This is a genomic window from Pontibacter sp. H249, from assembly GCF_037892465.1.
Taxonomy (GTDB): Bacteria; Bacteroidota; Bacteroidia; order Cytophagales; family Hymenobacteraceae; genus Pontibacter.
Genome location: NZ_JBBKTR010000011.1, coordinates 93,548 through 119,763, shown reverse-complemented (window position 1 = coordinate 119,763; position 26,216 = coordinate 93,548). Strand labels below are relative to the sequence as shown.

The following is a 26,216-nucleotide window of genomic DNA, read 5'->3' as shown; positions in this document are numbered from 1 at the left end:
ACAGGTTTTATCGACAAAACTTAGCTGTTGCCAGGCTTTACTTATTTAATTGAGGGCCAAATGGTAAAGGGGTTTACTGCAAAGGAGGTTGGTTAGATAAGCTAAGTGTATTACTTTTGTGGTTGCTGTTGCTGCTTCACCTGGCAACTTTAACAAAAGCTGATGTCAGAATATCTGCAAAATCTATTTTTCAAGTTTTTGAAGTTTGGGACCGTTGGTTTCTCTGGCTTGCTGCTTGATTTTGCTGTTACCTACGTTACTAAAGAGAAACTGCGCTGGAACAAGTATGTAGCTAACAGTTTAGGATTTATACTTGCCAGTGCCAGTAATTTTTACCTTAATCGCATCTGGACTTTCCGCAGCCTCGACCCTGAAGTTGGCTGGCAATATTCTAAATTTTTAGTAGTGGCTATAGTGGGCCTTCTGCTGAATAACTTTATCATCTATATTCTAACAGAGCGCCTTCGCTTTAACTTCTACGTGGCTAAATTCTGCGCCATCGTTCTCGTGTTCTTCTGGAATTTCTCTATAAATTACCTTTATACTTTTACGAGGTAAGGGAGGAGTTATGAGCAATGAAATGGCTATAAATGAATTTGCTGGCTATACAGCTTTGATCATAGTTTTATTACTGATTGTAACTGTCAAGTTAAAAGTATACTATCATTTTAAACTTGTCCAAAAGACAGACAATCTTAAGGTCAGCTTTCTTGGTTTTTTGCTGAATCCGATGAGTTATATCTTTATAAAGACAGTTATCTATTTCCCTTTCACAATAAGTGTGACTGTCGCTGATAATGATGAGGAGCAGTATAAATACAGAAAGTATGTAATATTACTCTCCTGGGTTAATTTAATAGGCTTTGTTGTGGTAATGACAATTGCTATTCTAACTGATTAACATTCAGCAAAGCCATTAGTCGAAATGACAGATAAAAGTACAAATCAATCTACTCTTTACTACCTCACCACCTCGTATATCTGCACACTTTCATTTTTGTGCACGCGTGGGTTCAGGAAGTGCAGTAATTTATCGTATAAAGATGGCGTAATGGTGTGCTCCGGTTTCAGGTTCGGGAACAGGATGTTAAGGCGTGCCATGCGCTCTTCCATATCCTTGGTACCTACCACCACTACATAATCCGGCTTGTATGGCGTGGCTTGTATGGCAGAGTCTAAGGCGGCAGTTGTTTTGTCGCCGTTCAGTGTATACACCATCACAAACTCCTCTGGTAGTACCTTCTCGCCGTTCTTATAGTCATCCCATAACTTATTTTCTTCTATGTATACATCATAGTCTGTGCTGAGGCGGTTGAGGTAGAACAGTGGCGGGTTTTTGATACTGTGGTTGCCAAACTCTAATACAATGGCATCCATGTCCTGCTTTTCTGATAAGTATACCAATGGAGCAACTCGGCTCTTTTTAGTGTAGGTAAATGCCAGACCAACGGCAGCCAGGATGTTCAGAACCCAGAAGAATCCCCAGGAGGCAGCCAATAGCTTACGCCTTTTATTCCAGAAGCCAGAAGTACGCACAAAGTCCTGCCAACCTATAACACCTAGTATCATGACCAGCGGTAACAGCGGAAGTATAAAACGTTCCTGCTTGTTTGGGAACAGGGAGTGTGCCACAAAAAAGATAAGGCCGCCCCAGAACATGGCCGGAGCCAGTCTAGCTGTTCTTGTATAGCCAAGCATCAGGAAGGCACTTACCGGAGGCACCAGAAAGCCAAGTATGGTTATGGCAAAACGGTAAAAAGGGCCGGTGCTGTAGTCGTAGGCGTTTTCGGTGTTAAACAGGAAGTATGCTACAATAGAATGAAAAGGATAGTCGAAGAAGATAACGTCAATAGTACCCTGAATTAGCATGGCACCAATCGCAAAGCCAATAAATAAACTAACAGCCTCTTTCCATTGCCTGCGGTAAAGTATAACCAAACCGGCACCTGCGCCAAAAAGTACGGTGTGATATCTGAAAGTGAAGGCTAGTGCAAATAAAATACCTGCCCAAAAGTATGGCATCAGGCGTTTATCTGCACGTTGGTCCTGCTTCAGCATTAGGTAAAAGGCAGCCATGAAAGGAGGTATACACACCATCTCTACCAAGTTACGCACGCTCATAAAGGGCATAAACCAAACCAGTGCCAGCATCAACCCTACTAACCTTGCATTCGCTTTATTAGAAAGGCGTTCTGTTATTTTGTAGCCAAAGTATACGATCAGCAACGAGTACAATCCGTGCAGCACCCGTACCACCGTCATCTTAACCTCAGGACTAAAAATGCCCACGGCCTCCAACACGTAAAACAAGGCGTAGTGCAGCAGCGCGTATAACATACTGTGGCGTGGCGGCATTGGCTCGTTTAACCAAAGCGGTAGCCCATCCAGCCATCCTTGTGCAATCGTTATAACGTCAAAATGATCATCGCTGAAGGCGTAGCCCTTTGAGAACACGGCTGCCACCATTCGTATAACTAAAGCAATCACCAAAATAACTGAAAGGGGCATCAGGTAACGTTCCTGCGAGGGTTGGCCCAGCGTATCAGCATCGGCGATAAAAGCTTTAGCTACAGAGGTTTTGCTTGTACTTTGCATAAGGTTAAGGTTGTGCAGGTGCAAATTTAAGGGTATTTAAAAAGAAATGGTGTTACCTTCGCTTTATAATTGCTATAGACCCCTCAAAATTGAAAACAACCACAAAAAAAACTGATACGAGAACTGTTAGTGGCAGCATGCCCAGCTGGCTGGTGGTTACAGCCACAGTAGTTGTGTTGTCTGTGTTAGGGTTTATATATTATCCTTTTGGATTTGGCCAAAAAATTAAATCTGATGTGTTGGTGTTGGGGCATGCAGGTTCTGGTTTTATGTCGCCGATCAATCCTTTTAATCCGCTTCCGTCTAACAGCATGGCCTCTATTGAGCAAGCTATGGAAGAGCATGGTGCCGATGGAGTAGAAGTAGATGTGCAACTTAGCCAGGACGGTGTATTTATACTTTACCACGATTTAGATCTCAACTCTATGTCTGACAAAAGCGGGATGATCGAAAACCTGAAAGCTGCTGATGTTGTTGGGGTTAAGTATAAAGGTGGTTTTTTTTACGATCTGTTCCATGATGAGGAGATTGTTACACTGGAGATGATGCTGGAGCGGTTTAGCACTTATCCGGAGCTGCCATACCTGCAGATAGACCTGCGTAATTATACTCCACAACGAAATTTATACTATGCACAATCGCTGCTGACGCTGTTGCAAAAGTATGATTATCCCTTCGAAAAGCTGATGTTCATCTCTCCGGATCCGGAATTTCTGGAGGCTTTCCGGCAGGTTAATCCGGAGGCACCGCTAATGATTGATACAGGCGGAGACTTTGAGGCAGCTTATAAAGTTGCTGTAGAGCGTAATTTCGAAGGCATTTGTGCTGAGGGTAAAAGTGTCTCGTTTGAGCAAGTTAAAAAGGCAAAGGAGCAGGGGTTGTTTGTGTCGCTTTTCGGCGGAAAATCACGTTCCCGCATCACTAAAATGATAAAATTGCAGCCTGACGCCATACAGGTAAATAATGTAGCCACCATGCGCGACCTGTTAGAGTAAACAACAAAGGCTTTTGTAAAGTAAACAATAAGTACTATTTATTACATTTGCATAAAACTATACAAGATACTATGCTCCGATCTCATACTTGCGGCGAATTGCGCCTCGATAACGTTGGTGAAGAAGTTATTTTAACCGGATGGGTACAGCGCCTGCGCGATAAAGGCGGAATGCTGTGGGTGGATATGCGTGATCGCTATGGTATTACCCAATTGACTTACGAAGAAGGAGTTACGCCGCAAAATCTGATAGATCAGGCTCGCACACTTGGTCGTGAGTATGTAATCAGAGTGGTTGGTAAAGTAGTAGAGCGTTACTCTAAAAACGATAAAATACCTACCGGTGCTATCGAGATTGTGGTGCATAAGCTGGAGGTACTCAATCCTGCCAAACTGCCACCTTTCCTGATCGAGGACGAGACTGACGGAGGAGACGACCTGCGCATGAAGTACCGTTACCTGGATCTGCGCCGTACACCTGTTCGCCGTAACCTGGAGTTGCGCCACCGCATGATGCGTGAAACACGCAATTACCTGGACCAGCACTACTTTATTGAAGTAGAGACTCCGGTACTTATAAAATCTACGCCAGAAGGTGCCCGCGACTTTGTAGTGCCTAGCCGCATGAACCCAGGCGAGTTTTATGCTTTGCCACAGTCGCCGCAAACATTTAAGCAGCTTTTAATGGTATCTGGGTTCGACAGGTATTACCAAATCGTGAAATGCTTCCGCGACGAAGACTTGCGTGCAGACCGTCAGCCAGAATTTACACAGATAGACTGCGAAATGTCTTTTGTTAAGCAGGAGGACGTGCTTAACATGTTTGAAGGCTTTATCGCTTACCTGTTCGAGAAAGAAAAAGGCATCAAGCTAGGTAAATTGCCTCGCATGACTTATGCCGATGCCATGAAATATTATGGCTCTGATAAACCGGATACTCGTTTCGATATGCGCTTTGTGGAGCTTAACCAACTGGTAAAGAACAAAGGCTTTAAAGTGTTCGATGATGCAGAGTTAATAGTAGGTATAAAGGCTAAAGGTGCTGCATACTATACCCGTAAACAACTTGATGAGCTAACTGATTTTGTGAAACGCCCACAGATTGGCGCAACAGGTTTGGTGTATGCCAGAGTGAACGAAGACGGAAGTATAAAGTCCTCTGTAGACAAGTTCTACTCTCCAGAAGATCTGGAAGGGTGGAGAAGTGCTTTTGGTGCTGAGCGTGGCGATCTTATTCTTATACTTGCCGGCGACAAAAATAAAACCCGTAAAGCCCTGAACGAACTTCGTCTGGAAATGGGTGAGCGCCTGGGCTTGCGCGATAAAAACGTTTACTCACCATTGTGGGTAGTTGATTTCCCGTTGCTTGAGTGGGACGATAATTCTAACCGCTGGCACGCCATGCACCATCCATTCACGTCGCCTAAACCAGAAGATATCGAACTGATCGATGACCGTCCGGGTGATATCAGGGCAAATGCTTACGATATGGTAATTAATGGTGTAGAAGTTGGTGGTGGCTCTATCCGTATCCATGACCGCAGGTTGCAGGAGCAAATGTTTACTTTACTTGGCTTCTCGCATGCAGAGGCTGAGGCACAGTTTGGCTTCCTGATGAACGCGTTTGAATATGGTGCTCCTCCGCACGGTGGTATTGCATTTGGTTTCGACAGGCTTTGCTCATTATTCGGTGGTTCAGAATCAATCCGTGATTACATTGCGTTCCCTAAGAATAACTCAGGCCGCGATGTAATGATTGATGCCCCTTCCCCAATTTCAGGTAATCAGCTAGAAGAGTTACACATTAGAATGAAAAATATTCCGCATCAGTAACAGCGGTTTAATAATAGAAAACAATAAGGCCTGCCTCATAAAATGAGGCAGGCCTTATTGTTTATCCACAAATATTCACTTATCCACTAATCTTATGTTGATAACTCTACTATTTCATACCTGTTATTTACAGGCTTAGTCTATTTTTAAGAAGTCTTTGTGGATATGTGGATAAGTTAGGTTAATAAGTATGATGTATCAGAGGTAGTGTGATTACGCGTTATTTCTACATATATGTCACTGCTGTTCTTTTTGCTTTACTTACTTGGGTAATCCGAAACGTTCAAACCTAGTATGATGTCACGTGTTGCTCTCTGTACTTCATTTTGCTGCTGCACTTCTATTATACCACTTCCTCCTACGTTATTCAATTGCTTTTTTATACTATTTGTAAGTAATGCGTCTTCTTCAAAATGAATATCATCAATGTAATACTCATTAGGTAGTGTGGGTTCTTTCACCAGCATGTGTATGTGCTGCGGATTATTGCTGTTAGGGTAGGAGCCTGGCCTTACAGTATAAATTTTATACTTCCCTTTTTTATCAGTTTTAACCCAACCTCGTATGTAGCCATGCCTCTTCAGTTTAGGATCCATACCTGGTTTGCTGGGATATACACCCTCTTGGTTTGTTTGCCAATAGTAAAGTATAACATCAGCAGCTGGCGTCTTTTTGTCTGCTTTATAAACAGTACCCGATAAAATCAGTTTTTGTAGCCCATTGGTCCATGCCGCGCTGGTGTCGGTTTCGTTTATACTTTTAGGCATTCCAACATACATCAGTTCACAAGTTTCGCATCTGCCTCCAATTCTTGGTTCTCTCTGGTTTGTAACTTCAGCTTCTGTTTGCTGTTCTAGTGTGTTTTGTCCGTTGCAACTGGTAACAGTTAATAGTATAATCATGGCAACGTGAAAGTATAAACTGGCACTGTACATCTTGTGTATTTTAAATTTGATACTATATGTACTTGCCTGAGAAACAGTTTGTTTACTATGTTGGGTACAAACTAGAAGAGGCTGCCTTATTAGGGCAGCCTCTTCTAGTTTGTATGGTTTTTATACTTTATAAGATATCGCTTACCAAAGCAGGAGCAATACCTAATAAAATAGTGAGTACTGTAATAACAATAAGCGTTAATGATGCTAAGCTGCTTACTTGTATTCTTTCCTTGTTCTCAACTGGCTGCATGTACATAGCTATTACTACTCTGAAATAATAGTATATACCAACTGCGGCAAGTATAACAGCAATAATAATCAACCACATCAAGCTTGAATCCTGAAGTACGGCAGAGAATACGAAGAACTTAGCAAAGAAACCCGCAGTAAGCGGAATGCCTGCCAACGAAAGCATTGACACTGTCATGGCAAATGCTAACAATGGGTTTGTTCTTCCAAGTCCGTTAAATGCATCATATGTGTGCGAACCACGTTGATCAGAAACCAGCATCAGTACACCAAATGCGGCAATAGAGGCAGTGGCATATGCCAGTGAATAGAACAGGATAGAAGAAGCAGAGCTTTCGTTAAATGCGATTAAAGACATCAGCAGGTAACCAGCGTGCGATATACTAGAATATGCCAGCATTCGCTTTGCACTGTTTTGTACTACTGCGCCAATGTTACCAACAACTAAGGTAAGTACAGTTATAGCGATCAGTGTAGGGAACCAAGCGACATATGACGCTGCAAAAGCAGCTGCCATCAATTTGAAGAATGCAGCAACACCAGCAGTCTTTACCACTGTAGACATGAATGCCGTAAAGAACGTGGGAGTACCCTCGTACACATCAGGAGTCCAGAAATGGAATGGGGCAGCAGAAATCTTGAACGAAATACCAATAACGATCATCAGCAAACCAAGTATGAACATAGAGTTCATTACGCCGTCTGTTGCTATCTGTGCTGCGCCTATTTCTGTGATGTTAAATGTACCAGTGGCCGCATAGATCATTACAATACCAAATAGCATGATACCTGTAAAGAATGAACCCATCAAAAAGTACTTCAGGGCTGCTTCGTTAGAGCGCAGGCTTTTCTTATTTGAGCCTGCCACCACATACATGGCAATAGAAAGGATTTCTATACCAATGAAAAGCATGATAATGTTTTCGTAGCCTACCATCATGATGGCACCTACCAAAGCGAACAGCAATAAGCTATAGTACTCTGCCAGATTCTCATCTTCTTCATCAGCGTATCGCTTCGAGAACGGCAGGAGCAGTATAGTGGTTAATGTCATAATGCCTGTAAAAGCGACTGCATAGTTGTCGATGGTCAGCATGTTGCTGAAGTAGGTTTGTGTGTTGTTCCAGTCGAGCAGGTTAACACCAAAAACTACTACCAAAAACAGGATTGCTAGTGGCAACAGTATCCTCTTAGACTTCACGAAACCTACAAAGAGGTTTACGATGCCGAATATGGATAGAAGTATAATCGAAGTCATGTCGTATTTCTGATAAACTCGTTATTCTTTATTTAGCTGCTGTTAGCGGTTAATGATCGTCAGCAGGTTCATTACAGCTGGCTCCGAAATGCTCAGGAATGTGTTCGGGAACAAACCGATCCAGAACACCATGATCACTAACGGAATAAGTACCGCTTTTTCGTTCAGTGTCAGGTCTGTGAATCCTTCTGTTGCCTCAGACTTAGTGCCGAACATCACACCCTGGAACATGCGCAGCATATATACTGCACCAAGTATAATCGTAAGGCCGGCTACAGCGCCATAAATGTAATTGTACTGGAATACACCAGACAGTAGCAAGAACTCGCCCACGAAACCGTTTGTAAGCGGAAGCGCTACAGAGCCCAATAACAGAATCATAAAGAAGATCGATAGTGACTTAGCATTCTGCGTGATACCGCCTAAGCTGGTGATCTCTCTTGTATTGGTTCTGCTGAAAATGATGTCGATGATGAAGAACAGGCCAACTACGTTGATACCGTGGCTCAGCATCTGAATAACACCTCCCTGTAAGCCTTGCTCGTTCAGGGTAAAGATACCAGCGGCGATAAGGCCAACGTGTGCAATAGAAGAGTAAGCGATCAAACGCTTCAGGTCGCGCTGGCGGATGGCGATGATAGAACCGTAAACGATACCGATGATGGAAAGTATAAGCACCAGGTCAGCCCACTGGCTAACACCCATCGGCACAACCGGTAGTAGCCAACGAATCACGCCATAAATACCCATCTTCAGCATAATGCCTGAAAGCAACATCGTAGCCTGTGTAGGCGACTCTGTATAAGTGTCCGGTTGCCAGGTATGGAACGGGAACACCGGCATTTTAATAGCAAAGGCGATAAACAGGAACCAGAAGATCCAGCTCTGCTGCCCGCTGTCCAGGGCCAGTTGGTAGAATGCGTTTACATCAGCAGTATGCGTGCCCGGTGTTTGCAGGTATAAGTATACAAAAGCAGCCAGCATGAAAAGCGAACCGAAGATGGTGTATACAAAGAATTTGAATGTAACCTTAATCCTGTTTTCACCGCCCCAAACAGCCGCGATAAAGTATATCGGAATCAGGGCAACCTCCCACATAAAGTAGAACAGGAACGCATCCATGGCCACAAACACACCGATAAGGCCCGTTTGCATGAAAAGTATAAGGGCGTAAAAAACGTTCGGATTTTTATAGTCGTGTTTGAAAGACGAAAGCACGATCAATGGTACCAGGAACGTCGTAAGCAGCACCATCAGGAGACTGATGCCATCCATGCCGATGCTGAAACTGATGCCTGCACTCTCTATCCATGGGAAGTTAAGAGCCAGTTGTGTACCGCCGTTTTCAGCGTTAAATCCAGAGAGAGCAAAAAGTGACAGCGCAAATTCAACAAGCGCTGCTCCAAAAGCCACTTTCTTGGCACCTTGTCCTTTTATTAGCAACACCAACAGTGCAGCTAAGGCAGGCCAGAAAAGTAATATAGCTGTAATCATCTTCTTAGAACCTTATCCGATAAAGAAGTTTAAAAATAGAATCAGAACGATGCTGAACACCATTACCATAATATAAAACCCGATAGCACCGCTTTGTGCGTAGCGCAACGAACGGCCACTCTGCATCACCAACTTGCCAAAACCATTCACGATACCGTCTACCACAATCACATCCAGGAAGCGGTGTAAAGCAGATGACATCCACATCACCGGACGCACAATAATCGTATCGTACAGTTCGTCGATGTAATATTTGTTGTAGATCAGGTTATGAAGCGGAGAAAGCTTAGAGCCTTCAGCCACAGGAACAGTTTTCTTACTCACATACATGACATAGGCAATGATGGCGGCAACTACTGCCACAGCCACTGAAATACCCATCAGCATCCATTCTGTAGCGTGGTCTATATGAAGCGGTGCAACGGCAGCTGCGTTAGCTACCTGGGCATAACCATAAATAGGAGCCAGGTAATTCTGCAGCACATGCATGTTCTCGCCAAATACAGCCGGAATTCCAAGGAAACCGCCGATCGTTGAAAGTATAGCCAGCACAATCAGCGGCAATGTCATCGACATTGGCGACTCGTGCAGGTGACTTCTCTGTGATTCTGTGCCTCTGAATGTTCCGAAGAAAGTTAGGAACACCAGACGGAACATGTAGAAAGAGGTCATGAACGAGGCCAGCATACCTAAGCCCCACAATACTTTACTGTGCTCCCATACATGCGCTAATAACTCATCTTTAGAGAAGAAACCGGCAAACGGAGGTATACCTGCAATGGCAAGCGTACCGATCAGGAAAGTAATAAAGGTAATTGGTAGGTACTTGCGCAAACCACCCATGTTACGGATGTCCTGCTCGTTGCTCATGGCGTGGATAACAGAACCGGCACCTAAGAACAGAAGTGCCTTGAAGAATGCGTGTGTTAGTACGTGGAAGATAGACGATGAAAACGCCATCACACCAAGAGCCAGGAACATGTAACCCAACTGCGAAACAGTAGAGTATGCCAGTACCTTTTTAATATCGTTCTGCGCCAGGCCGATAGTGGCAGCCAATACAGCCGTAGCCACACCAATAATAGCGATAATTTCCAGTGAAGTTGGAGCCAGTACATATAGTACATTCGAACGAAGCACCATGTAGATACCAGCCGTAACCATGGTTGCCGCGTGAATTAGGGCCGAAACAGGAGTAGGACCCGCCATCGCATCCGGTAACCAGGTAAACAACGGAAGCTGCGCACTCTTACCCATGGCACCAACAAAAAGCAGCAGGGTAATGGCGATCATGATGTTAGAATCGATACCACCTGTGTAACGGGCAGCCTCCGCGAAAACCTGCGGATAGCTAACCGAGCCGAATGTGATAAAGATCAGGAAGATGCCAAGCAGGAAGCCCAAGTCACCGATACGGTTCATCACGAAGGCTTTTTTAGCAGCATTATTATAGTTAGTGTTCTTGTTCCAGAAACCGATCAGCAGGTAAGAGCAAAGACCAACGCCTTCCCAGCCCACGAACATCATCACGTAGTTAGAGCCCATTACAAGCAGTAACATCGAGAACATGAACAGGTTAATGAAGGAGAAGAACTTACCGAAGTTCTCGTCGTGGCTCATGTAGCCGGCAGAGTACAAGTGGATAAAGAAACCGATACCTGTAACCATCAGCATCATCAGCAGCGTCAGTTGGTCAATCATAAATGAGAAACCAATTTGCATATTGCCTGCTGATATCCAGTTGTAGTAATCCACCATATAGGCGCGGCTGCCATTAGCGGTAAAATCAAGGAAAAGGTAGATCGAAATCAGGAACGACGCCAGTACGGTGCCACAGCCGATCATACTTACCAAGCCTTTTGCCAGTTTGCGGTTGCCCAGGCCGTTCAGAATAAAGCCCAGCAGGGGCAATATCGGAACCAGCAGACAAAGTAGTGCCATTCCCTGGTTGTTAAGCGGCATTACAATTTCTTGCATCTGTGTATGTGTTTAAGCTAATTCAGAGTTATTTAGAGGCTGTTACCACTTCAGGTAATTCAGCAGTTGCACATCTGTAGAGCGGATGTTGCGGTACGTCATCACGATAATGGCTAGGCCAACGCAAACTTCTGCTGCTGCCACTGCCATAATAAAGAACACGAAAACCTGTGCGCTGGAGTCGCCTCTGTAAGATGCTACCGCCGTTAAAAGCAGGTTAACAGCATTCAGCATTAATTCAATGCACATAAATATGACGATCGCGTTGCGGCGGGTGAGTACTCCTATCACACCAATAGTAAAAAGGGCGGCGCTAAAGAACAAATAATACTCTAACGGAATGGTTCTGATTACCTCAGGTATTTGGTTCATCTTGTATGGGACTGAACGTATTACTGTTAAATTACTGTCCAAAATTGAGTCGCAAAGTTACCCCCATTTTTGTAAAATCCATAACTTATTTCCATAGTTCTTTGGTGAAAAGCAGTAACGTTATAATCTAATTTTTGACGAATAAAAATGCTGTTATAATTTTGAAAAACAATTCTTTACACAATGCTATTTTAAGTTTGTCATACTTTTGCCTCATGATTGCGTAGCTATTCTAAATCCTGACCGTTGCTGCATATGATGTACAAACACCTGTTTTATATATTTATTGGGCTAGCGCTATTCGTGAGCTGCAAATCTGCTGAGCCTGTTACTGCCAATGTAGAACCACCAGCACTTTCTCGTATGAAAAGTATGAAACTAGAGGCGGCTATTGTCAAAAATCAACCCTTGAAGCAGATCCCATCTGCATCGGGTATGGAGTATGTGGAGGGGAACTACTACGTTTTGGGAGATGACTCGCCGTACCTGTACCAGCTGGATGCACAGTATAAGCCTGTGAAGCAGTATACATTGTTCGATTCCTCCGGCTTCAAGAATGGTCGCATACCTAAGTCTGATAAACCAGATCTGGAAAGTATGGCTCACTTTACCTATGGGCGTGATAACATATTGCTGCTGTTGGGTTCTGGTGCAAGTACAGCTCGCAATAAAGGATATCTTGTTAATCTTTCGGATAAGATGCAGGTGCAGGAAGTTGACTTTACCCGGTTTTATACTTTTTTAAAACGTATTCTTGGGTCAAAAGAGGAAGGAGAACTGAACATTGAAGGCCTGGCCATGGATAAAACTTATGCCTATTTGTTGCACCGGCCATTTACTGGTACAAATATACTTTTTAGGGTAGATGCGAACAGTTTTAAGGACTTTCTGATCAGAGGTGGGGATTTGCCAGCAGTAGCAGTATATTATTTTACTTTGCCAGCTATAGGTCAGAGTTTTGCCGGTTTTTCCGGTGCTTATACTTTAGAGGATAAACTATTTATTACAGCCTCTGTAGAAGATACTTCTAACGCCATCGATGATGGTGAAGTATTGGGCAGTTTTGTAGGCGCAATTGACTTATTAGCTTTTCCTTACGCCTCTGATCCAGCTAACCCATTGCAGGTGCCCACGGTGCAGTTAAAAAATAGCGACGGTTCAGTTTTTAAAGGTAAAGCGGAGTCACTTGTTGTGACAGCAGTAGACCAAGGGAAAAAGTATAAAGCAGTAGTTGTAACTGATGATGATCAGGGAGGTTCTGATTTGCTGGAGGTAGAGCTGGTTGTGCATCAGGACCATTAGTTAAGATGATTTGATTGATCAACATTTTTGAGTTGGTCCTGCAGGAAATCTTGTTCATCCTCTAATCCTGCATATCCTTTAAAAAAAAGCGTGTTACATTGCTGCAACACGCTTTCTATACTTAAAAATCGAAACTTCTTATTAGAAATGCTGTTCGCCGCTTTCTTTCTTACCTATCATCACTGCGCCGATCATGGCTACCAAGAACAGGACAGAAGTCAGTTCAAAAGGTAACAGATACTCTGTGAATAACACTATTCCCAGATTTTCAACCATTCCTGCCTGTGAGTTATATGTCTCAGGATTATAACCTACTAAAGAGGCATCTTTCAGTGCGGCAATTAATACAACAAATAACATACCTCCGGCTACAGTACCGGCTACTTTGCTAATCAGAGATGTTTTTATGCCACTGTCGCCGCTTTTGCCAAGGCTCAGGAACATGAGCACGAACAGGAAAAGTACCATGATGGCACCTGCGTAAACAATTATATTTACCACTGCCAGAAACTGTGCATTCAGGAGTACATAGTGACCTGAGATAGTAAAGAACGTAATGATCAGGAAAAGTACGCTGTGTACCGGGTTTTTTGATATTACTACCATCAATGCGCAAAGCAGCGTAAGCGAAGTCAGGAAATAGAAAAGGCTCTCCATTATAGCTATTTCGTTTCAGTGGTTTTCAGAGGCTCAACCAAACGGTCTTTGCCGTAAATAAATTCGTCGCGCTCAAAACGTGCAGGCGCAAGTTTATCGTCTTGCAGGAAAATGGCTGCTTTCGGGCAAGCTTCTTCGCAAAGTCCGCAGAAGATGCAACGCAGCATGTTTACCTCATAGGTTACTGCATACTTTTCTTCACGGTACAGATGCTCTTCGCCAGCCTTACGCTCACCAGCTGTCATGGTGATAGCCTCGGCAGGGCATGCCACTGCACATAAACCACAGGCAGTACAACGCTCAGCGCCGTTTTCGTCGCGCTTAAGCACGTGAAGGCCACGCCATACGTCGCTTCTTTCACGTGTTTGCTCCGGATACTGTACCGTTGCCTTTTTCCTGAAGAAGTGTTTTAATGTGATACCAAGCCCTTGCGCAATAGCAGGAAGATAGGCCCTTTCTGTAAAGGACATCTCCCTTTTCTGCACTTTCTTGCTTCTATTTGATAGTGGTTCCATCTCTATTCTAGTTATGAGTGCTGTCTTATTTGTTTATACCTTAACAGGTATGTTACAGGCAGCATTCAAATTTCGGTACTATAATTTAAAATAAATAGTCTTTCAGCAGAATACCGCCTCCTGTTAACAGGATATTCAGTATGGCTAGCGGAATCAGAATGTTCCATCCCAGCTTCATCAGTTGGTCGTAACGGAAACGTGGCAGCGTCCAACGAACCCACATAAAGAAGAAAATGAACAGGAAGATTTTTGCAAACATAACTGCCAGACCTACTACCGTTACCACATTATTGGCCAATACCGGATCGCTGATGGCTGAACGCAGGTCTTCCATGAACGGGAAGTTGTAAGCGCCAAAGTATAAAGTGGCCATTACAGCTGATGCTACAAAGATGTTGATGTATTCCGCAAACAGGTACATACCTAGTTTCATGGAGCCATACTCTGTGTGGTAGCCACCAATCAACTCGGCCTCAGACTCCGGTAAGTCGAATGGAGTACGGTTCGTCTCGGCAAAGGCACAAATTAAGAAAATCAGGAAGCCCAGCGGCTGATACCAGATGTTCCAATTAAAGCCAGCTTGCTGCTCTGCAATTTCACGCAATGATAGCGAGCCTGTCATCATCAGTACAGCGATCAAAGAAAGACCCATTGCCAGTTCGTAACTGATGTTTTGAGACGCAGCACGAATTGCACCTAGTAGGGAGAACTTGTTATTAGAAGCCCATCCACCTATCATCAGTCCGTATACACCCAATGATACAACGCCAAAGATGTAAAGTACACCTATGTTCACTTCGATAGCCTGTAGCATTAGTTCATGACCGCCAATAATTAGTCGGTCGCCAAAAGGTATCACGGCACTCGACATCAGAGCCACAATCATAGCCACACCCGGACCAAGTATAAATAAGGCTTTACTAGCTTTTGCCGGGATAAAGTCTTCCTTGAAGAATAGCTTGCCGGCATCTGCCAATGGCTGCAGCAAACCCAACGGGCCCGCGCGGTTCGGACCAACACGATCCTGAATAAAGGCAGCTATTTTACGCTCGAAATATGTTGAATAAGTCGCTATCAACAGGGTGATGCCGAAAATAGCGATAATATAGATGGCTTTGTATAATAGGTCTACAGACTCCATTTCTTATTCCTGTGGAAGGTTTTTCTTAGTGGATACTGGTAAGTTTGGTACAATCGGGACGTTAACTACCGGCAACTCATAATGGTTAGCCGATATAACAGAGCCTCTGTCTATGTGACGCGGGCCTTCTATTGTCCAGTCTTTTACCTCTTTCTTATCAAAGCGGCAGGTATTGCAGATAAACTCCTCTACTTCTGCATATTGGTCTTTGCGTGCCGTTACGCGAAGAACCTCCTCGCCACGAGTCCACAAGGTTACTTTTCCAGAGCAGGTAGGGCAGTCGCGATGTGCATCCATTGGCTTTGTAAACCAAACACGGTTCTTGAAGCGCCATGTTTTGTCAGTAAGCGCACCTACAGGGCACACATCGATCACGTTACCAGAAAACTCGTTGTCAATCACGTTCTCAATGTAAGTACCGATTTCAGCAGCGTCGCCTCGTCCCAATACGCCGTGCACGCGATTATCTGCGATCTGATCCGCTGTGTACACGCAACGGTAGCAGAGGATGCAGCGCGTCATATGCAGTTGGATGTATGGGCCAAGGTCTACTTTATTGAAAGTACGACGCTCTTCCTCGTAACGGGTTGCGCTAACGCCATGCTCGTAAGACAAGTTCTGCAGGTCGCACTCACCAGCTTGGTCGCACACAGGGCAATCCAGCGGGTGGTTGATCAGCAGCATCTCTACGATACCTTTTCTGGCGTTAAGTACATCTTCGTTGGTCGTATTTTCTACCACCATGCCGTCCTGTACGTGTGTAATACACGAAGCTACAAGCTTTGGCATTGGGCGTGGGTCTCTGGCAGAACCCTGTGCCACTTTTACAAGGCACACACGGCACTTACCACCACTACCCTTAAGTGGCGTATAAAAGCACATGGCAGGCGGCACTACATCGCCACCAATTTTCCTGGCGGCCTGCAGAATGGTAGTTCCTTCTTCTACCTCTACTTCGATGCCGTCGAAAGTTATTTTAACCATTTGTAATCTTCCTCTAATTGGTGCACAAGTGTAAGTTGTGCTGTATTTGATCCGCTAAAGTATAGCGGTGGTTAATTTTAAACTGTAACTGTGTCTAACTGGCCTCTGTAAACCGCACCCGGAGCTGTTGCTTCTTTTGGATGCTTGATGTGCCACTCAAACTCATCACGGAAATGGCGCACGGCACTTGCTACTGGCCATGCGGCTGCATCGCCCAATGGGCAAATGGTGTTACCCTCGATCTGCTTCGCAACGCTTACCAACAGGTCGATGTCCTGCTGATGCCCGTGACCGTACTCGATGCGGTGAAGCACGCGCTCCATCCAGCCTGTACCTTCACGACATGGGCTACACTGGCCACATGACTCGTGGTGATAGAAGCGGGCATAGTTCCACGTGTTACGCACGATGCACTGGTCTTCATCGAACACGATAAAGGCACCGGAACCCAGCATAGAGCCGCTCACAAAACCACCGTCTGACAAAGATTCGTAAGTCATCAGGCGATCTTCGCCGGCTGCTGTTTTAAGTATAAGGTTTGCAGGAAGAATCGGAACAGATGAACCTCCAGGCACAACAGCCTTCAGTTGCTTTCCTTTCCAGATACCACCGCAGTATTGATCAGAGTAAATAAATTCCTCAACAGGAACACCCAGGTCTATTTCAAATACACCAGGATTATTGATGTTACCGCTGGCAGAGATCAGTTTTGTACCTGTGCTTCGGCCTACACCAATCTTGGCATATTCTGCACCTGTATTGTTCACGATCCAGGGCACAGAAGCAATGGTCTCCACATTATTTACCACCGTAGGAGACTGGAAAAGACCCTTAACCGCCGGGAATGGAGGTTTGTTACGTGGGTTGCCACGCTTACCTTCCAGAGACTCCAGCAGAGCAGTTTCTTCACCGCAGATATAAGCACCACCGCCCGGAGCAACGTGCAGGTCCAGGTCGTAACCTGAGCCAAGTATGTTTTTACCCAGCAAACCGGCAGCATACGCCTCAGCAATAGCTTTCTCCAAGATGCGAAGCACGAACAACAACTCGCCACGGATGTAGATGTAAGATGTATTAGCACCCAGCGCGTAGCTGGATGTGATCATGCCTTCTACCAGTGCGTGCGGGTTTTTCTCCATGAACCAACGGTCCTTGAAAGTGCCCGGCTCTGATTCGTCGGCGTTGCACACCAGGTAACGCGGAACGCCTTCTGGTTTAGCCAAAAAGCTCCACTTCATACCAGTAGGGAATCCGGCACCACCACGACCACGCAGGCCTGATGTTTTCACTTCTTCCACCACCTCTTCCGGAGACATCGTTTTCAGGGCTTTCTCTACAGACTTGTAGCCGCCATGCTTACGGTATACCTCCAGCGTCTCGATGCCTGGTACGTTAATATGTTCGGTTAATATTTTAATTCCCATTTTAGCAGGATATATAGCTTGGCAGTTGCTTTACTGGCTTCTGCCTGATTATACTTTATTAGTTAATGACAAAGGAATTTTTGACAAAGGACAAAAGAGATAACCTAAGTATAAAGTCTTTTGCCAAGCAATCTTTTGTCACAAAGTCTAAGAGATTACTTAGCCCATGTTGGCGTTTCGTGCTCTTTGTTGCGCATCATCTCCAGGAACTGGTCTAGCTTTTCTTCGCTGTCTATGTTCTCGTAGTATAACTCGCGCACCTGCAGCATCGGGCCCGAACCGCATGACGCAAGGCATTCGACCGGCTTCAGGGTAAACATACCGTCTGCAGTTGTCTCGCCTTCTTCAATGTTCAGCTTCTGCTTGATCATGTCGATCATCTGATCAGCACCACGCAGGCAGCAAGGGCCTGTACGGCATACTTCCAATACGTGCTTACCAACCGGCTTCAGGTTGAACATAGTATAGAAAGTAGCCACCTCGTATACTTCGATCGGCTTGATGTTCAGGATTTCAGCAACTTTGTCCATTGCCTCAGGGCTAACCCATCCGCCGAACTCGGCCTGCGCAATGTGCAGGATAGGCAGCAGGGCAGACTTTTGGCGTCCTTCCGGGTAGTGGCTGATGTAGCGCTGAATTTCGGCCATGGCCGCATCAGAAAACTTTACTTCGTTTATAGTCTCTGCCATTTTTGTATTGTCACTGGCCAGCGGCCAATGTTAAATGGTAATTGATAATTCTAATTAAGCGTCCAGCTCGCCAGCGATCACGTTCAAGCTACTTAGTGTCAGGATCGCGTCAGCCAGCTGGCCGCCTTTGATCATCTCTGTATAAGCCTGGTAGTAAATAAAGCATGGTCTGCGGAAGTGCAGTCTGTATGGTGTGCGGCCACCGTCTGAGATCAGGTAGAAACCTAACTCACCGTTGCCGCCCTCTACGCTGTGATATACTTCGCCAACCGGAGCATCGATCTCACCCATCACAATTTTAAAGTGATAGATAAGTGCTTCCATGTTGCGGTATACTTCCTGCTTTGGAGGCAGATAGTAATGCGGCGCATCCGCGTGGTAAGATCCTTCAGGCAGGTTTTTGTACGCCTGCTCAATGATCTTTAAGCTTTGCCATACTTCCTCGTTACGCACCAGGAAGCGGTCGTATGTATCGCCTTTAGAGCCTACCGGAATTTCAAACTCAAAGTCTTCGTAAGATGAGTATGGGTTCATCACGCGCACGTCGTAGTCTACACCAGCTGCACGCAGGTTAGGGCCGGTAAAGCCGTAGCTTAGGGCACGCTCCGCAGAAATCGCACCAACATCCGTTGTTCTGTCGATGAAGATACGGTTACGGGTAAGCATTTTCTCAAACTCTGCCCATACTTTCGGGAAGCGCTTCAGAAACTCGTCAATCAGGTGCAGTGCCTTTGGCGAAAGGTCGCGCTCCATACCGCCGATACGGCCCATGTTCGTTGTTAAACGAGCACCGCATACTTCCTCGTAAATATCATATATGTGCTCACGCTCCTGCATCACGTACAGGAAGCCTGTAAAGGCACCAGAGTCAACACCCAAGATAGAGTTACAGATAAGGTGATCCGAAATACGGGCCAGTTCCATCATGATCACACGGATGTACTGCGCACGCTTCGGAATCTCAATTCCCAGCAGTTTTTCTACCGTCATGTGATACCCCATGTTGTTAATAGGGGATGAGCAGTAGTTCATGCGGTCAGTCAGCGGCGTGATCTGGTAAAATGGTCTGCGTTCTGCTATTTTCTCAAATGCACGGTGAATGTAGCCGATAGTAGGCACAGCATCCATAATAATCTCTCCGTCCATCTGAAGGATGTTCTGGAAAATACCGTGTGTTGCCGGGTGAGTAGGCCCGAGGTTCAGTGTTGTAAGCGGCCGTTCTTCTTTGATTGGTAGCCCGTGGTCTTTACGGAACTGCTCAACCTCTGTAAGTTCGGCGGTTTTATATTCAGTAGCCATTATGGTCTCCTTTTTCTGTCAGTTATAGTATGGGTAACTATAAAAACCGGATTAACGTCCGAAATATGTGTTAATCTTATCTTCCCTTGTCTGGTCTTCCAGCGGGTATTGCTTCAGCATTGGGTGGTACTCCATCTCCTCAATGTTAAGGATGCGGGTCAGGTTCGGGTGGCCGGTAAAGATGAAGCCATAAAAGTCAAAAGCCTCACGCTCCATCCAGTTGGCAGTAGCGTAAAGGTCTGTCATAGTTGGCATCACTGGGTCCGAAGCAGGCATAAACACCTTAATGCGGATGCGGTAATTGTGGCGCAGGCTGTGTAATTGGTACATCATGCACATTTCCTTATCGCCTTGTCCTGGAAAATGAATACCGCACATTGTTGTCAGGAAACTAATCTGCAGTTCCTTGTCATCGCGCAGGTATTTTACCAGGTTATGTATTGTGTTGCGGTTTGTAGTGATGGTCATGATACCATCCGGGTTCATTGCATCCCAGATGTTTTCTTCCCCAAACTCGCTGATGATCTTGCCGAGTACGTTTTCGTTCGTAAGCTCCATGCTGCTTATTTAATGTTGTAAGAGGCTAAGAGTGCCTGATATTCCGGAGAGTCGCGGCGGCGAAGCGATTCGCTTTCTGCCAATTCCTGCACGCGCATCAGGCCATCCAGGATCTGCTCAGGACGCGGAGGGCATCCAGGTACATAAACATCTACCGGTACCACGCGGTCAATACCCTGCAACACAGAGTAAGTATCAAAGATACCACCAGAAGATGCGCATGCACCTACGGCAATTACCCAGCGTGGCTCCGCCATCTGCTCGTACACCTGCTTCACAACAGGTCCCATCTTCTTGGCAATGGTACCCATTACCATTAAAATATCAGCCTGACGTGGCGAGAAGCTTGGGCGCTCAGAACCGAAGCGGGAAATATCATAGTTAGAGCCCATGGTAGCCATGTACTCGATACCGCAGCACGATGTAGCAAAAGGCAATGGCCAAAGCGAGTGCTTACGGGCAAGGCCGATAACTTTCTCCAGGGAAGTAGCAAAGAAACCTGCTCCAGAAATACCATCCGGGGCTTCCGCCATGATTATATCTTTATTGTTTGTATCGCTCATGTCGAGATTATTTTGTTGCTCTTAAGTATAGGTTAAACCCGGCTATTAGAACAACGGTCAATCCTCAAAAGTTTAATATTCAGATTACTTAAGTATGCCTTTCTTTATCTCGTAGAAGAAGCCTGCTAATAACACCGTCAGGAAAATCAGCATCGGGATAAAGAACTGCATGCCATACTCCCGGAAGTTAACTGCCCAAGGGTACATAAAGATGATCTCCACGTCGAACAGTACGAACAGGATCGCCGTGATAAAATATTTATAGGAGATTGGCGTACGGGCATCACCCACAGACTCGATACCACTTTCCCAAGCAGCTCCTTTTACCTCACTGGTTCTTTTAGGGCCAAGTATATGCGTTAGTACCAGTGCAAAAATCACAAAGCCGAGTGCAGCTGCAAACTGTATTATTATCGGCAGGTAATCTGATGGTAGGTACTGATTTACAGTTGGTTCCATAACTCTGTAATCGTTTCTTGAAATTTGGGAGCAAAATTAGGTATAAATAGCCATTAATCAAAAGGATAACTATAGTGTAAAAAGAGGGTAAGTTTGCATTTTTGTGTTGATGCAACAGGTTTTTCTGCAGCTTCCGGCATTGCCTTAGCTTCTAATAAAAAAAGCCATACTTTAAACAAGTATGGCTTTCGGGTAAAGGGTTGGGTTTATAATAAAGTGTCGCGGTGCGTACAATTTCGGCCTATGTGCCATGTTGGGGCATGGTATGCGCAGAGCAATGTACAGATAAATGAGGTTGCTTTTAAGTTTGTCTTAATTTGTAGTCTGAAATTATTTGTAAAGAACGATAAAAAGAAGCTGCCGGTAAATACTCCTTTTTGGTGATTTTAGTAAAAATAAAACCCCTGCTTTGGCTAAAGCAGGGGTTTTATACTTTTCTATAGAGAATGTAACTATTTATTTTCGCCCAGGAACGGGTAACGGTAATCCACCGGCGGCACGAAAGTTTCTTTTATAGAGCGTGCAGACACCCAACGCAGTAAGTTTAGCATTGAACCGGCTTTATCGTTTGTGCCGGAGGCACGTGCACCACCAAATGGCTGCTGGCCTACTACAGCGCCTGTCGGTTTATCGTTGATGTAGAAGTTACCTGCAGCCTGATCCAGTTTCTTGGTTGCATACTCTACCATGTAACGGTCCTGGCTGAAGATAGCACCTGTAAGCGCGTAAGGAGAAGTAGCATTCACAAGCTCTACTGTGTCCTCAAAGTTATTCTCATCATATACATAGATGGTAATAACCGGGCCAAATATCTCTTCGCACATGGTAATGTACTGCGGGTTGTGCGACAGCAATACAGTTGGCTCTATAAAGTATCCTTTTGATTTGTCGTAGTTACCGCCTGCTATAATCTCTACTTCATTGCTGTTTTTAGCATTGTCGATATACTTGGCAATCTTATCAAAAGATTTTTCATCGATTACTGCGTTTACAAAGTTGCCGAAATCCTCCGGAGCACCCATTTTGAATGACTTCAGGTCTTCCTGTACATAGCCTTTCACCTCTTCCCAAAGGTTGCTTGGGATATAGGCGCGAGAGGCTGCAGAGCATTTCTGGCCCTGGTACTCGAATGCACCGCGCGAAATAGCTACAGCAAGCGCTTTAGCATCAGCAGACTTATGAGCAAGTATAAAGTCTTTACCGCCAGTCTCGCCTACTATGCGTGGATATGATTTATACTTATGGATGTTCGTTCCGATAGTTTTCCAAATGTTCTGGAAAACGCCCGTGCTACCTGTGAAATGAATACCGGCAAAGTCAGAGTGGTTAAAGATTGCATCACCAGCTGTTGGCCCATCTACATAAACTAAGTTGATAACACCATCAGGTAATCCAGCCTCACGGAACAGTTCCATAATCATTTGGGCAGCGTAAATTTGTGTGTTGGCAGGTTTCCAAACCACCACGTTACCCATCATAGCCACACAAGAAGGCAGGTTACCGGCAATGGCTGTAAAGTTAAACGGCGTAAGCGCAAACACGAAACCTTCCAGAGGGCGATGCTCCATGCGGTTCCAAATACCTGGAGAAGACTCCGGCTGCATATGGTAGATATCTGTCGCATACTGCACATTAAAGCGCAGGAAATCGATCAGCTCGCAAGCAGAATCGATTTCAGCCTGATAAGCGTTCTTAGACTGGCCTAGCATAGTTGCAGCGTTTAAGCGTGCTCTCCATGGGCCGGCCAATAACTCAGCTGCCTTTAAAAAGATAGAGGCACGGTGCTCCCAGCTCATGTTTGCCCAAGCTTCACGCGCAGCTAGAGCAGCGTTAATAGCCTGTTCCACGTGTGACGCGTCGCCTTCGTTAAAGTGACCCAGAATGTGCTGGTGGTCGTGTGGCTGAAGCATCGGCTTCTTGTTGTCAGTGTATACTTTGTCGCCGCCGATGTACATAGGCACATCAATCTGCTTCGACTTAAGCTCTTTATAAGTGCGCTGTAGTTCTTCGCGCTCCGGTGAGCCCGGCGCATACGACTTTACAGGTTCGTTTACAGGAGTAGGTACTTTAAAAAATCCGGTTGCCATTTGTTTTATAGTTACAGATTTAAAGATAAATTCAGGTATAGATGATCTAGTAGAGCATCTATACAAAGGTAAAGCTTATTATTTGATTTTTTGGCATGTAAGGCAGCTGGTTACTTTTTGTGCTCTTGTATGTGTCTCTGTTACTGCTGTATGCGTAAATACTTGATAAGGTAAGTGCCATGAACAGAGTTGGGTATTTGATAGCAATTGTGCTGGCCGCAATATGGAGTTATAGCCATACTGCCAGGGAGGCAGTTTATACTTATGCTGTTGCTAAAGTGTCTGAAACTACTACGGTTCAGGATGAGAACAGTATAAAACGCATGCAGAAGCAACTACTTGGGCCATATAATGAAATCAGAGCCCTTACCTCATCTAATATCTATCACGCTTACTTAACATTTATGCAAAATGTACAGGCAAAGCACAGCAACTGGACGCAAACGGACTGGGCTAATGCTAAAGTTGTTTCGGAGCGCTTGAACAAAAAGTATAATGCACTTTTCAGTATTGTAAGTATCAGCGATAAAGCTCAGATAAAGGTGCTGCAGGGCGAGTTTTTGCAACTGTATAAAAAGAGTATAACAAGCTGAACGCCTATAAGTGAAGGAGGCTGCCCAAGTAAGGCAGCCTCCTTCACTTATATATTATAGTATTGCCTTTAACTCACTCAGGCACATAATTTCGAAAGTCGGCTTCGGGCGTTTTTTGCTCCTGACACCTTCCGGGTTGAAGTATACCTGATCTATGCCGCAAGTCATAGCGCCTTCAATGTCACACTCAAAATTATCCCCGATCATCAGGCAGTCTTTTGGTTTTACCTCCAGTCGGTCTAGCAAGTGCTCAAACATGCGGCGGTCTGGTTTTTTGTAGCCGCAACACTCTGAGGTAACAATCTCTTTAAAATAACCATGCAGCTCCGACGAAGCCATCTTTACATGCTGTACCTCTTTAAAGCCATTGGTGATAATGTGTAATTCATACTTTGGTTGCAGGTACTGCAGTACATCATATGTATAAGGAAATACAGCTTTCTTAGTTGGGCAAAGGTCTGTGTAAGCTTCTGAAATTCCAGCTGGTACTTCGTGTTCCTCCAAGCCGAGGCCCATTAGCGTTTTCTTAAAGCGATACTCGCGTAACTCCTGTTGGTTAATCTTGCCTTTATTGTAAAGATCCCACATCATGGTGTTCACGAACTTATACTTTTTGTAAAAGGAGGAATGATCGAACTTGCCAAAAGTGGCTAATTCAAATTCATCATATAAAATATAAATGGTTTCTTCAGAATTCTTTTCAAAGTCCCAAAGGGTATGGTCAAGGTCAAAAAGTATATGCTTGTAAGTGTTCATAAGGAGAAAATATTACTTAGCTAACGAGCCTTTCAGGAGGATGTTGCTGCTTTATTTTAGGATACCATATTGCTATGCATTAAACCTTATAATAAAACAAAGGTTTAACAGTTATAGCATCGGTCTTTTAGTTAAGGTGCAATCCAGCGGCGAACTTGTAGTTTATTTATGGCCAGTTCGCGGTTAGAGTACAGTATCTGGTAAGTTTCCTGGTCTTTTTGCAGAGTAGCGTCACGCTCCAGATAGTTAAAGATCTGGCTGGCAAAATCAGCTGCTTCATCTTTTATAGTATAAAACACCCATTGGTCTATTTTGCGAGGCGCTACCAGGCTAGCATTGCGTAGGTAAGCCAAGTGTCGGGATGTTTTGGTTTGAGTAAAGTCTAGCACCTGCTCCAGGTCTGATGTGCACATCTCTTTGTTGCGTAGGATCAGATTGAGGATGCGGATACGCGACTCGTCTGCCAAAGCCTTAAGTATTTGTTCGCCAAAAGATAAGCTAAAGTGTTTGAGCCTCATAGTGGAAGTAGGAACGGAAACAAATTTAGGTAAAAGCTGCTATTATAAAATAATAAATCATATAATTGTAAGAAATGATACCCGGACTACATCATAATACAGTGCATATAGATTTTCTGAAGAAAGCAGCAGGGGCAGTTGTAGTCCTGTTTATATTTTTCCTGGCAATTCCGCAGCAAGCAACGGCACAAACAAAGCAGCGTGTTGTGCAGCTTTCCGGTTTCGTGGCTGTTGGCGATAGTTTATACGGTGTGGCAGGTGTGAGCATCTATGTGCCGGGTACAAGCCGCGGCACGCAATCTAACGAGTTTGGCTTTTTCTCGGTGCCAGTAGTAGCCGGCGATAGCGTACTCTTTAATGCACTGGGCTATAAAAAGCAATACCTGATCATCCCTAAAACCTACAGCAGCGACAGTTACTCTATTATTATGCAGATGCAGGAAGATCCTACAGAGCTCCCGACAGTAGATGTATTTCCGTGGCCAACAGAGCGTGACTTTAGAGAGGCTGTGGCAAACGTAAAATTACCCGACGAGGGCCGTGCCATGGCTATGCGTAACCTTGACCCCGAACGCCTGGAAGAATTGTTTAAAACCACACCAATGGATGGAGGAGCTAACTTTAGGTTTTGGCAGCAGCAACAGATGCAGCAACAGCAGAACCGGGTAATGTATCCAACTATCAGCCCTTTTGCCATACCGGCACTTATCGATGCCCTCTTTAAAGGCAATAGTAAATAAAGCCATCTTCTAAAGTATAGCCTGCTGTTTAATATGGCATGTATAGTGTGCAGCCTTAATTCTTAAGAACTGCTTTGTACTCTTTTTCTTAGGTTTATACTTAATATATGCCTGCAAAGGCCTTACAGCAAGTATAAAAGTAACTTACTAATTCTCTCTGCGTTATTTTGCGATAGAGGCGTACTGTGTTTTTGTATGCTAAGACAGCAACTTAAATATTG

Annotated in this window: 26 protein-coding genes; 7 read left to right on the top strand and 19 right to left on the bottom strand. The window is 44.8% G+C overall.

The features are described from left to right. Positions 1-162: 162 nt before the first annotated feature. Both WG943_RS14305 and WG943_RS14300 read left to right on the top strand, forming a co-directional pair. Positions 163-558 (top strand): GtrA family protein, encoded by a 396-nt coding sequence (locus tag WG943_RS14305; RefSeq protein WP_340410034.1) that lies wholly within the window; start codon positions 163-165, stop codon positions 556-558. A gap of 10 nt (positions 559-568) precedes the next feature. After that, positions 569-901 carry a hypothetical protein gene (locus WG943_RS14300; RefSeq protein ID WP_340410032.1) on the top strand — a complete coding sequence of 111 codons (333 nt, stop codon included), beginning with the start codon at positions 569-571 and terminating at the stop codon, positions 899-901. Between the two features lie 59 nt (positions 902-960). On the opposite strand, the gene WG943_RS14295 is transcribed toward WG943_RS14300, so the two are convergent. Next, on the bottom strand, positions 961-2,595 hold the full coding sequence (locus tag WG943_RS14295) for a glycosyltransferase family 39 protein (protein WP_340410031.1): 1,635 nt from the start codon (positions 2,593-2,595) through the stop codon (positions 961-963). An 89-nt stretch (positions 2,596-2,684) separates the two neighbouring features. Between WG943_RS14295 and WG943_RS14290 the strand changes: the two genes are divergently transcribed. Together WG943_RS14290 and aspS are read left to right on the top strand one after the other, a co-directional pair. Then, a complete protein-coding gene (locus WG943_RS14290; protein WP_340410030.1) occupies positions 2,685-3,590 on the top strand; it encodes a glycerophosphodiester phosphodiesterase in 906 nt (301 codons plus the stop codon). A 71-nt stretch (positions 3,591-3,661) separates the two neighbouring features. Continuing rightward, positions 3,662-5,422 carry an aspartate--tRNA ligase gene (gene aspS, locus WG943_RS14285; protein ID WP_340410029.1) on the top strand — a complete coding sequence of 587 codons (1,761 nt, stop codon included), beginning with the start codon at positions 3,662-3,664 and terminating at the stop codon, positions 5,420-5,422. Between the two features lie 257 nt (positions 5,423-5,679). Here the strand turns inward: aspS and WG943_RS14280 are convergent, their stop codons facing one another. From WG943_RS14280 to nuoK, 5 genes are all read right to left on the bottom strand, one after another. Then, positions 5,680-6,324 carry a dioxygenase family protein gene (locus WG943_RS14280; RefSeq protein WP_340410027.1) on the bottom strand — a complete coding sequence of 215 codons (645 nt, stop codon included), beginning with the start codon at positions 6,322-6,324 and terminating at the stop codon, positions 5,680-5,682. Positions 6,325-6,484: 160 nt separating this feature from the next. After that, positions 6,485-7,867: an NADH-quinone oxidoreductase subunit N gene (locus WG943_RS14275; RefSeq protein ID WP_340410025.1), complete on the bottom strand. Its 1,383-nt coding sequence runs from the start codon at positions 7,865-7,867 to the stop codon at positions 6,485-6,487. A 42-nt stretch (positions 7,868-7,909) separates the two neighbouring features. Then, positions 7,910-9,361, bottom strand: coding sequence for a complex I subunit 4 family protein (locus tag WG943_RS14270; RefSeq protein ID WP_340410023.1), 1,452 nt, complete (start codon positions 9,359-9,361; stop codon positions 7,910-7,912). Positions 9,362-9,373: 12 nt separating this feature from the next. Continuing rightward, positions 9,374-11,338: an NADH-quinone oxidoreductase subunit L gene (gene nuoL, locus WG943_RS14265; protein ID WP_340410021.1), complete on the bottom strand. Its 1,965-nt coding sequence runs from the start codon at positions 11,336-11,338 to the stop codon at positions 9,374-9,376. A 42-nt stretch (positions 11,339-11,380) separates the two neighbouring features. After that, complete coding sequence (gene nuoK, locus WG943_RS14260) at positions 11,381-11,710, bottom strand: NADH-quinone oxidoreductase subunit NuoK (protein ID WP_340410020.1); 330 nt, start codon at positions 11,708-11,710, stop codon at positions 11,381-11,383. Positions 11,711-11,965: 255 nt separating this feature from the next. Between nuoK and WG943_RS14255 the strand changes: the two genes are divergently transcribed. Beyond that, positions 11,966-13,012 (top strand): DUF6929 family protein, encoded by a 1,047-nt coding sequence (locus WG943_RS14255; RefSeq protein WP_340410018.1) that lies wholly within the window; start codon positions 11,966-11,968, stop codon positions 13,010-13,012. A 141-nt stretch (positions 13,013-13,153) separates the two neighbouring features. On the opposite strand, the gene WG943_RS14250 is transcribed toward WG943_RS14255, so the two are convergent. The 11 genes from WG943_RS14250 to pruA all read right to left on the bottom strand — a co-directional run bounded on the left by WG943_RS14250 (position 13,154) and on the right by pruA (position 23,388). Then, on the bottom strand, positions 13,154-13,669 hold the full coding sequence (locus tag WG943_RS14250; protein ID WP_340410017.1) for an NADH-quinone oxidoreductase subunit J family protein: 516 nt from the start codon (positions 13,667-13,669) through the stop codon (positions 13,154-13,156). A 5-nt stretch (positions 13,670-13,674) separates the two neighbouring features. After that, positions 13,675-14,184: a NuoI/complex I 23 kDa subunit family protein gene (locus WG943_RS14245; RefSeq protein ID WP_340410016.1), complete on the bottom strand. Its 510-nt coding sequence runs from the start codon at positions 14,182-14,184 to the stop codon at positions 13,675-13,677. A gap of 85 nt (positions 14,185-14,269) precedes the next feature. Next, positions 14,270-15,325 (bottom strand): NADH-quinone oxidoreductase subunit NuoH, encoded by a 1,056-nt coding sequence (gene nuoH, locus WG943_RS14240; protein WP_340410015.1) that lies wholly within the window; start codon positions 15,323-15,325, stop codon positions 14,270-14,272. A gap of 3 nt (positions 15,326-15,328) precedes the next feature. Further along, positions 15,329-16,309, bottom strand: a complete 981-nt coding sequence (locus WG943_RS14235) for a 2Fe-2S iron-sulfur cluster-binding protein (protein WP_340410013.1) — start codon at positions 16,307-16,309, stop codon at positions 15,329-15,331. 77 nt (positions 16,310-16,386) lie between these two features. Then, a complete protein-coding gene (gene nuoF / locus WG943_RS14230; protein WP_340410012.1) occupies positions 16,387-17,733 on the bottom strand; it encodes an NADH-quinone oxidoreductase subunit NuoF in 1,347 nt (448 codons plus the stop codon). 155 nt (positions 17,734-17,888) lie between these two features. Next, positions 17,889-18,422 carry an NADH-quinone oxidoreductase subunit NuoE family protein gene (locus WG943_RS14225; RefSeq protein ID WP_299819849.1) on the bottom strand — a complete coding sequence of 178 codons (534 nt, stop codon included), beginning with the start codon at positions 18,420-18,422 and terminating at the stop codon, positions 17,889-17,891. A gap of 54 nt (positions 18,423-18,476) precedes the next feature. Continuing rightward, positions 18,477-19,721 (bottom strand): NADH dehydrogenase (quinone) subunit D, encoded by a 1,245-nt coding sequence (gene nuoD, locus WG943_RS14220; RefSeq protein WP_340410010.1) that lies wholly within the window; start codon positions 19,719-19,721, stop codon positions 18,477-18,479. A gap of 51 nt (positions 19,722-19,772) precedes the next feature. Beyond that, positions 19,773-20,279 carry an NADH-quinone oxidoreductase subunit C gene (locus WG943_RS14215; protein ID WP_340410008.1) on the bottom strand — a complete coding sequence of 169 codons (507 nt, stop codon included), beginning with the start codon at positions 20,277-20,279 and terminating at the stop codon, positions 19,773-19,775. A gap of 5 nt (positions 20,280-20,284) precedes the next feature. After that, complete coding sequence (locus WG943_RS14210) at positions 20,285-20,842, bottom strand: NADH-quinone oxidoreductase subunit B (RefSeq protein ID WP_340410006.1); 558 nt, start codon at positions 20,840-20,842, stop codon at positions 20,285-20,287. A gap of 84 nt (positions 20,843-20,926) precedes the next feature. After that, complete coding sequence (locus WG943_RS14205) at positions 20,927-21,301, bottom strand: NADH-quinone oxidoreductase subunit A (RefSeq protein ID WP_340410004.1); 375 nt, start codon at positions 21,299-21,301, stop codon at positions 20,927-20,929. 452 nt (positions 21,302-21,753) lie between these two features. Continuing rightward, on the bottom strand, positions 21,754-23,388 hold the full coding sequence (pruA, locus tag WG943_RS14200) for an L-glutamate gamma-semialdehyde dehydrogenase (protein WP_340410002.1): 1,635 nt from the start codon (positions 23,386-23,388) through the stop codon (positions 21,754-21,756). 179 nt (positions 23,389-23,567) lie between these two features. Between pruA and WG943_RS14195 the strand changes: the two genes are divergently transcribed. Further along, positions 23,568-23,981, top strand: a complete 414-nt coding sequence (locus tag WG943_RS14195; RefSeq protein ID WP_340410001.1) for a hypothetical protein — start codon at positions 23,568-23,570, stop codon at positions 23,979-23,981. A gap of 54 nt (positions 23,982-24,035) precedes the next feature. On the opposite strand, the gene WG943_RS14190 is transcribed toward WG943_RS14195, so the two are convergent. Together WG943_RS14190 and WG943_RS14185 are read right to left on the bottom strand one after the other, a co-directional pair. Beyond that, the gene (locus tag WG943_RS14190; protein ID WP_340410000.1) at positions 24,036-24,737 is read right to left on the bottom strand and encodes a YjjG family noncanonical pyrimidine nucleotidase; all 702 of its coding nucleotides are present in this window, start codon (positions 24,735-24,737) and stop codon (positions 24,036-24,038) included. Between the two features lie 131 nt (positions 24,738-24,868). Then, complete coding sequence (locus WG943_RS14185) at positions 24,869-25,255, bottom strand: ArsR/SmtB family transcription factor (RefSeq protein WP_340409998.1); 387 nt, start codon at positions 25,253-25,255, stop codon at positions 24,869-24,871. 74 nt (positions 25,256-25,329) lie between these two features. Between WG943_RS14185 and WG943_RS14180 the strand changes: the two genes are divergently transcribed. Beyond that, complete coding sequence (locus WG943_RS14180) at positions 25,330-25,995, top strand: carboxypeptidase-like regulatory domain-containing protein (protein WP_340409996.1); 666 nt, start codon at positions 25,330-25,332, stop codon at positions 25,993-25,995. The last annotated feature ends 221 nt before the right edge of the window (positions 25,996-26,216 follow it).

Bases quoted from the DNA above. Each gene is read 5' to 3' on its own strand.
- nuoH (WP_340410015.1), bottom strand. From the start codon at position 15,325: ATGGAGTCTGTAGACCTATTATACAAAGCCATCTATATTATCGCTATT.
- WG943_RS14270 (WP_340410023.1), bottom strand. From the start codon at position 9,361: ATGATTACAGCTATATTACTTTTCTGGCCTGCCTTAGCTGCACTGTTG.
- WG943_RS14215 (WP_340410008.1), bottom strand. From the start codon at position 20,279: ATGGAGCTTACGAACGAAAACGTACTCGGCAAGATCATCAGCGAGTTT.
- WG943_RS14250 (WP_340410017.1), bottom strand. From the start codon at position 13,669: ATGGAGAGCCTTTTCTATTTCCTGACTTCGCTTACGCTGCTTTGCGCA.
- WG943_RS14225 (WP_299819849.1), bottom strand. From the start codon at position 18,422: ATGGCAGAGACTATAAACGAAGTAAAGTTTTCTGATGCGGCCATGGCC.
- WG943_RS14300 (WP_340410032.1), top strand. From the start codon at position 569: ATGAGCAATGAAATGGCTATAAATGAATTTGCTGGCTATACAGCTTTG.
- WG943_RS14255 (WP_340410018.1), top strand. From the start codon at position 11,966: ATGATGTACAAACACCTGTTTTATATATTTATTGGGCTAGCGCTATTC.
- nuoL (WP_340410021.1), bottom strand. From the start codon at position 11,338: ATGCAAGAAATTGTAATGCCGCTTAACAACCAGGGAATGGCACTACTT.
- pruA (WP_340410002.1), bottom strand. From the start codon at position 23,388: ATGGCAACCGGATTTTTTAAAGTACCTACTCCTGTAAACGAACCTGTA.
- WG943_RS14185 (WP_340409998.1), bottom strand. From the start codon at position 25,255: ATGAGGCTCAAACACTTTAGCTTATCTTTTGGCGAACAAATACTTAAG.
- nuoF (WP_340410012.1), bottom strand. From the start codon at position 17,733: ATGGGAATTAAAATATTAACCGAACATATTAACGTACCAGGCATCGAG.
- WG943_RS14195 (WP_340410001.1), top strand. From the start codon at position 23,568: ATGAACAGAGTTGGGTATTTGATAGCAATTGTGCTGGCCGCAATATGG.
- WG943_RS14180 (WP_340409996.1), top strand. From the start codon at position 25,330: ATGATACCCGGACTACATCATAATACAGTGCATATAGATTTTCTGAAG.
- WG943_RS14275 (WP_340410025.1), bottom strand. From the start codon at position 7,867: ATGACTTCGATTATACTTCTATCCATATTCGGCATCGTAAACCTCTTT.
- nuoD (WP_340410010.1), bottom strand. From the start codon at position 19,721: ATGGCTACTGAATATAAAACCGCCGAACTTACAGAGGTTGAGCAGTTC.
- WG943_RS14280 (WP_340410027.1), bottom strand. From the start codon at position 6,324: ATGATTATACTATTAACTGTTACCAGTTGCAACGGACAAAACACACTA.
- WG943_RS14305 (WP_340410034.1), top strand. From the start codon at position 163: ATGTCAGAATATCTGCAAAATCTATTTTTCAAGTTTTTGAAGTTTGGG.
- aspS (WP_340410029.1), top strand. From the start codon at position 3,662: ATGCTCCGATCTCATACTTGCGGCGAATTGCGCCTCGATAACGTTGGT.
- WG943_RS14190 (WP_340410000.1), bottom strand. From the start codon at position 24,737: ATGAACACTTACAAGCATATACTTTTTGACCTTGACCATACCCTTTGG.
- WG943_RS14295 (WP_340410031.1), bottom strand. From the start codon at position 2,595: ATGCAAAGTACAAGCAAAACCTCTGTAGCTAAAGCTTTTATCGCCGAT.
- WG943_RS14245 (WP_340410016.1), bottom strand. From the start codon at position 14,184: ATGGAACCACTATCAAATAGAAGCAAGAAAGTGCAGAAAAGGGAGATG.
- WG943_RS14210 (WP_340410006.1), bottom strand. From the start codon at position 20,842: ATGAGCGATACAAACAATAAAGATATAATCATGGCGGAAGCCCCGGAT.
- WG943_RS14205 (WP_340410004.1), bottom strand. From the start codon at position 21,301: ATGGAACCAACTGTAAATCAGTACCTACCATCAGATTACCTGCCGATA.
- WG943_RS14235 (WP_340410013.1), bottom strand. From the start codon at position 16,309: ATGGTTAAAATAACTTTCGACGGCATCGAAGTAGAGGTAGAAGAAGGA.
- nuoK (WP_340410020.1), bottom strand. From the start codon at position 11,710: ATGAACCAAATACCTGAGGTAATCAGAACCATTCCGTTAGAGTATTAT.